At 64.3% G+C, this 10,021-nt stretch carries 8 protein-coding genes; 2 read left to right on the top strand and 6 right to left on the bottom strand.

Going from position 1 to position 10,021, the window contains the following annotated elements; translation table 11 throughout:
* Positions 1 to 267 precede the first annotated feature (267 nt).
* Positions 268 to 1,473 (top strand): cytochrome P450, encoded by a 1,206-nt coding sequence (locus tag FFS21_RS31090; RefSeq protein ID WP_137928516.1) that lies wholly within the window; start codon positions 268 to 270, stop codon positions 1,471 to 1,473.
* A 95-nt stretch (positions 1,474 to 1,568) separates the two neighbouring features.
* Here the strand turns inward: FFS21_RS31090 and FFS21_RS31080 are convergent, their stop codons facing one another.
* The 6 genes from FFS21_RS31080 to FFS21_RS31055 all read right to left on the bottom strand — a co-directional run bounded on the left by FFS21_RS31080 (position 1,569) and on the right by FFS21_RS31055 (position 8,547).
* On the bottom strand, positions 1,569 to 1,712 hold the full coding sequence (locus FFS21_RS31080) for a MarR family transcriptional regulator (protein ID WP_237380461.1): 144 nt from the start codon (positions 1,710 to 1,712) through the stop codon (positions 1,569 to 1,571).
* Positions 1,713 to 1,722: 10 nt separating this feature from the next.
* Positions 1,723 to 2,775, bottom strand: coding sequence for an alpha/beta fold hydrolase (locus tag FFS21_RS31075; RefSeq protein ID WP_137928514.1), 1,053 nt, complete (start codon positions 2,773 to 2,775; stop codon positions 1,723 to 1,725).
* Positions 2,776 to 2,913: 138 nt separating this feature from the next.
* Positions 2,914 to 4,320: an SLC13 family permease gene (locus tag FFS21_RS31070; protein ID WP_137928513.1), complete on the bottom strand. Its 1,407-nt coding sequence runs from the start codon at positions 4,318 to 4,320 to the stop codon at positions 2,914 to 2,916.
* A 297-nt stretch (positions 4,321 to 4,617) separates the two neighbouring features.
* Entirely contained in the window at positions 4,618 to 5,406 is a 789-nt protein-coding gene (locus FFS21_RS31065) for an alpha/beta hydrolase (RefSeq protein ID WP_137928512.1), read from the bottom strand.
* Positions 5,407 to 5,687: 281 nt separating this feature from the next.
* Positions 5,688 to 6,632 carry a LysR substrate-binding domain-containing protein gene (locus tag FFS21_RS31060; RefSeq protein WP_137928511.1) on the bottom strand — a complete coding sequence of 315 codons (945 nt, stop codon included), beginning with the start codon at positions 6,630 to 6,632 and terminating at the stop codon, positions 5,688 to 5,690.
* 67 nt (positions 6,633 to 6,699) lie between these two features.
* Positions 6,700 to 8,547, bottom strand: a complete 1,848-nt coding sequence (locus FFS21_RS31055) for a CocE/NonD family hydrolase (protein WP_137928510.1) — start codon at positions 8,545 to 8,547, stop codon at positions 6,700 to 6,702.
* A gap of 352 nt (positions 8,548 to 8,899) precedes the next feature.
* Between FFS21_RS31055 and FFS21_RS31050 the strand changes: the two genes are divergently transcribed.
* Positions 8,900 to 9,874: a Bug family tripartite tricarboxylate transporter substrate binding protein gene (locus tag FFS21_RS31050; RefSeq protein ID WP_237380463.1), complete on the top strand. Its 975-nt coding sequence runs from the start codon at positions 8,900 to 8,902 to the stop codon at positions 9,872 to 9,874.
* The last annotated feature ends 147 nt before the right edge of the window (positions 9,875 to 10,021 follow it).

Genomic DNA, 10,021 nt, shown 5'->3' with positions numbered 1-10,021 from the left:
GGAGAGGGGTTGGGGGAGAGGGCTGGAGGTTCTGCTTGCCGACCGCATCGCAATATTCACCGCTGACCCTCTCCCCCGCCCCTCTCCCGCAAGCGGGAGAGGGTGCAAACACAGGGATGGCTCCAAATTTGCAACCATTCGAAACCGTCCGCATCCTCATGTATCTTGGGCCCTGCCAGACACACTACGATACAAAGCCTGCATGGAAGCAGGCAGGGGTGGCTGATATAACGCGGATCGAACAAGAACAATGCGCGATCTCCCCTCATGAATCTGCAGTCGTTTTCCTCCCCCGCTTTCTTCGAGAATCCTTATCCGCTGTATGAACAGATTCGCCAGGCCGGGCCGCTGCTGCCGCTTGGTCCGAATGTATTCGTAACGGGCCGCCATGCCGTGATCGACGCACTGCTGCGTGACCGGCGCATGGGCAAGACGTATCTGCAGAGCGTGCAGGCGCGCTACGGCGAGGCCGCCACGCAGCAGCCGGTGTTCCAGGCGTTGAGCCGCACCTTTCTGATGATGAATCCGCCCGCGCATACGCGGCTGCGGGCGCTGCTGATGCAGGCGTTCAACCAGCGGCAGGTGGAAGCCATGCGACAGATCGTTGCCGCCACCACGCAGCGACTGCTGGATCGCATCGGGCCGCAGGCCGAGTTCGACATCGTGGCGGATTTTGCGCTCCCGTTGCCGGTGGAGATCATCTGCCGCATGCTCGATATTCCGCTGGAGCACGGCGAACGCCTGGGCGCACACGCCGCGCGGCTGGCGTCGGCGCTCGATCTGGCACCGCTCGATGCCGACCAGCTCGCGCTGGCCGATGAAGCGGCGCTGGTGCTGGAGGCGCATTTCCGCGATGTGGTGGCACAACGGCGCGCGCATCCGGGTGACGACCTGATTTCCGCACTGGTCGCCGCGGAGGAAGACGGTACGACACTGAGCGTGGACGAGATTGTTTCGAACGTGATCCTGCTGTTTGTAGCGGGCCACGAAACCACGTCGAACATGATTGGCAACACGATGATTGCGCTGTTCCGCAATCCGGACCAGTTGCAGCGCCTGCGTACGGACGCATCGCTCGTACGCAACGCGGTGGTCGAGTGCATGCGCCACGATGGCGCCGTGCAGATGGTGGTGCGTACGGCGATGGAAGACGTGGAAGCTGGCGGCGCGCATGTGCCGCGCGGCAGTATCGTCTTCATGCTGCTGGGCGCGGCCAATCGCGATCCCGCCGTGTTTGCCGATCCGGACCGCCTCGATATCGAACGCGATGCCACGGCGGCGCTGGGCTTCGGCGGTGGTATTCACTATTGCCTGGGCGCACGCCTCGCCATGATGGAAATCGAAGTGGCGATTCGCGCCTTGCTGGGGCGCTTTCCGGACCTCAGGCCGGTGGATCTCGAACAACTCGCCTGGCACCGCCGCAACAACCTGCGCGGCGTGCAAGCGCTGAAGGTCAGGACAGCGGGCCGCTGACGGCAATACTGGCGACGGCGAGCTTTCCTCTCGCCGCCGCCGGCATCACCACCATCACCATCACCACTACCACTACCACTACCACCACCATCAACTCATGACGGCTTGTCGTCTTCCTTGCGCGGGCGCGTCTGGCCCGGCATGGCATTGAACACACACCGATGACCGGCACCGCCCAGTTCCGAAGCCAGCGCGGACAGCGCCATGGTCACGAGCAACAACATCCGGCGCATCGACATGTTGGCCTCCTTACTTCTTGTCCACGTCGAGCACGGCCTGCGCAAACGCGGTGGGCGCTTCCTGTGGCAGGTTGTGGCCGATGCCGCCAGTGATTTCGCGGAACTCGTAGCGGCCCGTGAACTTGCTGGCGTAGGCGCTGGGCTTCGGATGCGGGGCGCCGTTGGCATCGCCTTCCATCGTGATGGTCGGAATGCTGATGTTCGGTGCCTTGGCGAGTCGGTCTTCCAGCGCGTTGAAGCGTGCCTCGCCCTTCGCCAGGCCCATGCGCCAGCGATAGTTGTGGATCGTGATGGCCACCTGGTCGGGGTTATCCAGCGCGGCGGCGCTACGGTCGAACGTGGCGTTGTCGAATTCCCACTTCGGCGAGGCCAGCTTCCAGATCAGCTTGGCAAAGTCGTGCGTGTACTTCTTGTAGCCGATCTCGCCGCGCTCGGTGGCGAAGTAGAACTGGTACCACCACTGCAGTTCGGCTTCCGGCGGCAGGGGTTGCGCGCCGGCTGCCTGGCTGCCGATCAGGTAACCGCTGACCGAGACCAGGCCACGGCAACGATCCGGCCAGATGGCGGCCATGATGTCGGCGGTACGCGCGCCCCAGTCGAAGCCGGCCACCACGGCGGTCTGGATCTTGAGGGCGTCCATCAGGTCGATCATGTCGGCGGCAATGGCAGCCTGTTCGCCGTTGCGCGGCGTCTTGGCCGACAGGAAGCGCGTGCTGCCATAGCCGCGCAGGTAGGGGATGATCACGCGGTAGCCGCGTTCGGCCAGCAGTGGTGCCACGTCAACAAAGGCGTGGATGTCGTACGGCCAGCCGTGCAGCAGCAGCGCCACCGGGCCATTTGCCGGGCCAACTTCAGCGTAGCCTACGTCGAGCACGCCGGCCCGGACCTGCTTGATCGTCTCGAAGCGGGTGTGCGTGCCGGGCTGCGTAGCCGGCAGCGCAGGTGCCTTGACGATGCCGGAATCCGCATGGGCGGCTTCGGACAGACCCAGTTGGGCGGCGGCCAGCGTGGCCGCTGCCGTACCGAAGAAACCGCGACGAGACAAGCTGAAGTTTTCCGACATGTTTCTCTCCTGTGTGTGTGGTAACAACCTGGAGAGAAGTCTAGGAACCCGGCGCACACGCCATGTGTCTGCCGACCACGGCTTTTGTATCGGCGTGTATATGGCCGGGCAGGGGCGTACTCGGTGATACAAAAAGGTCTACAGCACCACAAAGACAAACCACAGCACAACCGGGGCAATCACCGTCACCGCCGCGCCGTAGATCAGCAGTTTCCGGAAGAACGCCTGCCGATCCACGTTCTGCGCGTTGGCCAGCACCAGCGCGCCATTGGTGGAGAACGGGCTGACATCGACGATGGTCGAGGCCACGGCCATCGCCGCGATAAAGCCGATGGCGCTGACATCGGAACCCTGCTGCAGGAACGGCACGGCCAGCGGAATCAGTGACCCCAGCACTGCCGTAGAAGACGCAAAGGCCGAAACGACTGCACCGACAAAGCACAGCAGCAAGGCGGCCACGAGCGGGGAGGTGAGGTTTGCCACGCTATGGCCCACGAAATCGATCGTACCCATCTTGTCCATCACGCCCACGTAGGTGCTGACGCCAACGATCAGCATGATCTCGGGCCACGACACCTGGCCCAGTGCGCGCTTCTGCTGCTCCGGCGCCATCAGCGTCAGCAGCACGGCAATGGTCAGCGAGACAAAGCCGATATCGAGCTTGAGCCAGAGCGTGAGCACCGCCAGGGCGACCAGGCCGAACACGGTGAGGTATTGATAGAGACCGGCCGGCGCGTCGGCATCCTGCCCACCGGCGCCGCCGAGCAGGGCATTGCTGTCGCGGTCCATGGTCTTGCGCTCTTCCATTCCCGCTTCGGCCTCGGCATCGCCGTAGATCTGTGCGCCTTGTGCGGGGATGGTTCGTGCCGCAAACGGCGCACCGATGGTCAGCACATCGCCAACGGGCGAGGTGGCAGTGGCCACTGCCGGCGCGGACTTGCGCATCAACCGCAGGCCGCCGAAGGCCACGAACAGACCTGCAGCCACGGCCAGGTTGACGCCGAAGCTGGCGAACGCCGTGGCCATCTCGTTGAGCGGCAACCCCGCTTTTTGCACGATTTTGTTGGTAATGCCGCCATAGATGCTGATCGGGGAGAAGCCGCCGCCCTGCGCGCCGTGGATCACCATCAGGCCCATCATCAGCGGATTGATGCCGTAGCGCGCCGCGAATCCGAGTGCGATGGGCGCAATGATTGCCACGGCGGCGGGGCTTACCGCGCCCACGGCAGTCAGCGTTGCCGCGATCAGGAACATGATCCATGGAATGGCCGCGATGCGTCCGCCCACCGCGCGCACGGCCAGCCTGACCAGCCAGTCGATGGTGCCGTTGTTCTGCGCCACGGCAAACAGGTAGGTGATGCCCACCAGGGTCAGGAACAGGTCGGCGGGAAAGCCGAGGAGAATTGCTTTCGCCGGCATGGCGGCCACCCAGGAACCGACGATAAAGGCGCCGACGAACGCCAGTGCGCCCATGTTGACCGGTAGCACCGTGGCAATCACGAACATCAGTCCGAGCACAGTGATGGATATCAGGTGTTGCGACATGGCGAACTCCATCGCAGGCGTGCACGCGATGCGCGCCTGACGGAAACAGCAAAGGAAAGGCTGGCGGCACGTGGCCGCCGCGCGGGCAGGGCGCTGCTAGTGCAGCGGCGGGCGCAGGCGGGAAGGAACAGGCATGTTGTCTCCGGTGTGGCGATGCCTCGGTCGGGCATCGATGGATTCGTTGTAGGGAGACAATAGGGTGCCGCGGACGCGGCATCAATTAAGGACCGTCCACGATCCTTACGGAAAGCGGAACGGAACGGCCAGCCATCGGCGATGGCCGGCCGGGTGAGGCGATCAGTGCGATTGCCCTGCGGCGTCGAGAATCAGGTTCGCCACTTCCTGCGGATGCGAGATCAGCGACACATGGCTGGATGGCAGTTCGATGGTGCGCGCCGACATCCGCTTGGCCATGAAGCGCTCCAGATCGGGATTGATCGTGCGGTCTTCGGTCGACACGGCGTACCACGTGGGCTTGTCACGCCACGCGGCCACCGTGGTCTTGGCCATGGTGATGGCGCGGCCCATGGGCTGCTGCACGGCATAGTACGCAAGCGCCTCCTTCGGCGGCAGGTCACCGGCGAAGTCGCTGACGAACGCCTGCTCGGAGAGCTTGCCGTAGTTGTCGAACCATTGCAGGCCAGCGGAGGCCGGTGCGGCAGGGAACTTGCGGGTCAGTGCGGGGTAGTCCTCGCCAGCATCGGGCGCACGCGCCGCGATATAGACGAGGCCCGAGACCTTCGGATCATCGCCGGCCTGCGTGATGACCATGCCGGCATAGGAGTGGCCAACGAGTACTGTCGGGCCGTCCTGCTGGGCGATGGCACGCTTGACGGCGTCCACATCGGCATCGAGCGAGGTGGTCGGGTTCTGCACCGAGGTGACGTGCAACCCGTGCGCCTGCAGCAGCGGAATCACTTTCTCCCAACTGGAGCCATCGGCATACAGGCCGTGGACGAGCACCACGTTCTTCACGGGCGTGGGATGGGCGGGGGGCTGCGCGGCATGAACAAGGCCAGCGACGGAAACGGCGGCGAGGGCGGCGATGGTGGTGATCGCGGAACGGATGGAGCGGGAGAATGGCATGGGACTTCCTTCTGGATACACGGGATAACAAGACTTTGGAAAGTAGCGAACAACGTGTGTTGCTGGCCCGAAGTATGTGCACCCGCCAGAGCGGCAATTCCTCGATTTCGAGAGTCCTTTTTTCTTCGCACGATGGCCGTATCGGGTGTGCGGCAAGGGTCTTCTGGCGTGTTAGCGGCACGCCATTTGTGCGACGCAGAAAGCGGGGCTGTCGTTGAATCACTGCTGGTTTCTCCCCGCTCCCGCGTGCAGGAGAGGGGAGAAAACCGAAAGGAAAAAAGCTACTCCGCCTGCCCCTTCAAACTGCCCAACGCCGCTACCCCCTGCCACGCGCCGCTATCGATCGCATCCACGATCAACTGCAGTATCGCCGCCTCTACTGTCTTGCAGGCCAGGCTCAGCCGTGCAGCACCCGCCACGCAGAGAAACACGCGACGCGAGAGCGTGGAATCGGAAATCGGTACGCACACGAATGCGCCGGGTGCCTCGTTGGCCAGTGCGCTCCACGGCAAGATCGTCCAGCCCATGCCGGCGTTCACGGCAGAGAGCAGGACGGAGACGGCACTGGTCTCGGCGACGAGATGCAGTTCGAGGTTGGCGGCCACGAATGCGCGGTCGGTCAGCACGCGCACGGAGTTGGGAAAGCTGGGCAGCAGCAATGGCAGCGCGGCTACCTCGGCCAGCGTGAGCGGCTGGTTGCCGTGACCGCTGGCGGCGGGTCCCACCGCCATGAGGTCTTCATCGAGCAAGGGAATCAGGTGCATGTTGGGACGCTGCTGCGCGTCCATGGCGATGCAGAGATCGAGCTTCTGCGCGGTGACGAGCTCGGCCAGGTCGGCGCTGCTGCCTTCGACGATTTCCACGGTGACATCGGGCACGTTGGCCGTCACCAGTTGCAGCAACGGCACGGCCAGCACGCGCGAGGTGCTCGTCGGCAGCCCCACGCGCACGTGGCCAGAGGGCACATCGCGTCCGTGGCGCACGGCGGCGTGCGCTTCTTCCATCTGGCGCAACACCATCTTGGCGTGGCGATACAGGATCTGTCCGGTCTCGGTGGGCCGTGCACCGAAGGGGCCGCGCACCAGCAGCTTGGCGTCGAGTTCCGCTTCGAGGTTGACCACGTGCTGGCTTAACGAGGGCTGCGCGATATGCAGCGCATCGGCTGCAGCGGTGATGCTTTCGAGTTCGACGATGCGCGCGAAATAGCGAAGCTGCCGGAAATCCATGGCGGTGCCTGACGGTTGGGAGATGCCCGACTCTAGCACCTTGCGTGCAGGCCGGGCACTCGCACGGCTAGCGCGCCGCAGCAGGATCTGCGACAGGAACCTCGATCATGCAGCCGCGCTCGCCGCCCAGCGTCAACGTCAGTTGTGGCGGTCGGCCATGCGGCACCTGCGGAAAATGACCGCGATCCGCACCGGCGATGGATACACGCAGGCGACTACCTTCGGCCAAGGTCCACGCGATCGGCAGCAGCGCAAACGTCAGCGGCACGGCGCACCCCGGCGTCAGCCGCTCGGCATCGGCCTTGCGGTGCGCACGATAGGGCCACGTGGTGCGGTACCCGGCGGGGCAGGGCTCTTCCTTGCGATGCGAGGCGCGCAGCATGCCTTCGGTGATATAGCGCACCGTGCCGCTCGCTTCGACCTCCGAGAGATAGACGAACACTGCGGCGTCGGGCTGGGACGATGCCACATCGAGATGCGCGATCACGTGCCCGGCAATGGCCATCGGCGCGGAGAGTGGCGCGGAATCGAAGTGCGGCAGCGCGGCTTCGTGCTGGTGCCAGTCCGCGTAGTAGTCCTCGATATTGGCCGCACCCAGCCGCTCGTAGCGCGTCTGGCGGCCGGTGGTCCAGTCGAAGCTCACCTGCGTGGAAAGCGCGGTGGTTTCTGCCTGTGCGCGAGTCGAGAGCACAGCCTCGTCGTTCAGGTAGAGTCGCGTGTTGCCCGGAGCGGGTGGCCACGCATCGGCCGGTTTCCACTGGTTGTCGTGGATGCTGTGGTAGTGCACGCGTGCCTCGCGATCGAGGCCGGTGGGAAGGTCCAGCAGATGATGATCGAAGAAGCGCAGCACCTCGGCCAGCAGCGGGAATTCGGACGAAGGCTGCGCACGCCACGGCGATACGTTCGTGCGCGCGCCGTGATCCCATGGACCCAGCAGCAGGCGGCTGTCGTGCGACGGCAGCGACAGGAACCGCGTGATCGCGCCATTGGCGTAGCCGCCACCGTCATACCAGCCCGAGATCGAATAGACCGCGACGTCGGACGCGATGCCATCGAGATAGCGATACGGGCTGCAGCTACCGGAATCGAGCGAGGGATCGTGGAAGGCCGCCCCGTCGCGATACGCGAACTCGGGCGCCAGATCCGCCAGCGTGAAGTTGTTGCGATGCTCGGCGACCGCAGTCTGCACCAGCGCGCCATCGGTGTCTTCATCCACGCGCTCGGGGCCAGCAAAGCGCGGGTCGTTGAAGTACGGAAAGCCAGCTACGAGGTCGCGGCGGTCCTGATCCAGCGCGAGCATCAGTTCGTCGTACGCCTCCACCCATACCTTCGACAGCATGCCGCCCGGATAGAGCTGTTCGCTGTAGATGTCCGACACCGAGAACAGTGGGGCGATGGCCTTGACGGCGGGGTGTCCCGTGCTCGCAAGGAAACACGCGGCGGCACCCAGGTACGAGATACCCGTCGAGCCGATCTTGCCGCTCGACCACGGCTGGTTGGCAATCCATTCGGCCACTTCGTAGTAGTCGTCGCGCTCGGTGGGGGAGCGCAACGCATCGCGCGTGCCAAAGCTCGCGCCCGTGCCGCGCACATCCACCACGACCACGGCATAGCCTTTTGGTACGAAGGCATCGCGATACTTGGCCGCATTGGGGCTGGGCTCGGCACCGGCGCCCGTTAGACGGAATCGACGGTAATACGGCGTGAAGATGACCACGGCCGGTACGCGCTCGGGCACGACGGAACCGGCCATCGACTGCGGCAGATAGATGTCGGCAGCGAGGCGGCAGCCATCGCGCATCGGCAGGTATTGCGAGAACGGCTGTGCGGGGACGGCGAAGCGGGACGGGCGGCTGGCAAGATAGGCGGACGGGGACGTCAGCCACGCGTTGCCACGGGTATCGAGATCGGACATCGTTTTTTAGGGGGCAAGAAGTGCGCAGAGGGAACGCTGCCATGGTAAGGAGCCACCCGTTGCCTGCGGAAAGACGAAATTCCGATCTGGCCATAGGTGTGCCCTATGACCCGTGCGCTGCGGCGCGCAACCGCGCGGGCGCGTGCACGGTCAACGCGCACGCCAGCGATGATGTTGCATTGCAATAGTGCTTCGTGCCCCATGTTTGCGCGCAAACCTCGCGCATGCACTGGGGCATAGCCCTTGCCTATGTTGGCATCGGCAAACCGTATTGGTGAATCGCCGCGCAGATCCATACCATCGACATGAAATTTTCATGGACTGCTGTTGTTGCTTCGATTGGAGATTGTTGATGTACCGACGTTTGATGGCTTCCGCTTTCACCCTGCTGGCCGTGTTGAGTCATGGCGCCGCCCACGCGGACGAATCCTTTCCCAACCGGCCGATCCGCATGATCGTGCCGCAGTCCGCCGGCTCTGGCGGCGACGTGGTGGCCCGCCTGCTCGGCGAACGGCTGTCGCAGGACCTCGGCCAGTCGATCGTGGTCGACAACCGCCCCGGTGCCAACGGCATCGTTGCCATGAGCACGGTGGCCAAGGCGCAGCCCGATGGCTACACCGTCCTGCTGACCGGCGTGTCGCAGCTCAGTTTCAACCCGCACCTGTACGCCACGCTGCCGTACGATCCGCAGAAGGACTACACCTTCATCTCGCCCGTGGTCGATACGCCGTTCGTGCTGCTGGCCAGCAAAGCCAGCGGCATCACGTCTGTGCAGAGCTTCATCGACAAGGCCAAGACCAAGCCTGGTGGCCTCTCCTTCAGCAGTGCCGGTGTGGGCAACTCCACGCACCTGGCGATGGAAGTCGTGGCTGACAAGCTCGGCTTGAAGATGACGCACGTGGCCTACAAGGGTTCGGGTCCGGCGCTGACCGGCGTGGTGGCGGGCGAAGTGGATGCCATGGTCAGCGTGCTGGGCGCGGCATTGCCGCAGGTGACGGGCGGCACCGTGGTGCCGGTCATGATCATCGGCCAGAACCGTGTGAAGGAATTGCCGAACGTGCCGACTGTGAAGGAAGCGGGGATCGATGTGCCGCTGATGCCGAGCTGGTACGCGCTGGTGGGGCCGGCAGGGCTGGATGCGAAGACCGTTGCGAAGCTCAATGCGGCGGTGCAGGCCGCGCTGGCCGATCCGCAGGTCAAGGCCAAGCTGTCGGCACTGTATCTCTATCCGGTGGTGGGCAGCCCCGCGCAAATCAAGCAGCGCGCGGCCTCGGAATCGAAGGTCTGGGGTGATTTCATTCGCAAGCGCGGGATTCAGAGTTCGTGAGATAGCCGCGACAGCTTTCTCCCCTCTCCCGCGAGCGGGAGAGGGGCGGGGTGTAGTGGTCCAATAAACCTGGACACCTCAAAAGGTAGACTTCGAGTCAACTGGAGAGGTGAAAAATGGCACGCAAGGGCTTTACGGAAGAGTTCA

This window comes from Cupriavidus sp. 2SB (assembly GCF_005503625.1).
GTDB lineage: Bacteria > Pseudomonadota > Gammaproteobacteria > Burkholderiales > Burkholderiaceae > Cupriavidus.
The sequence above is the reverse complement of the archived record's forward strand: the minus strand, read 5'-3'. Positions and strand labels throughout refer to the sequence as shown.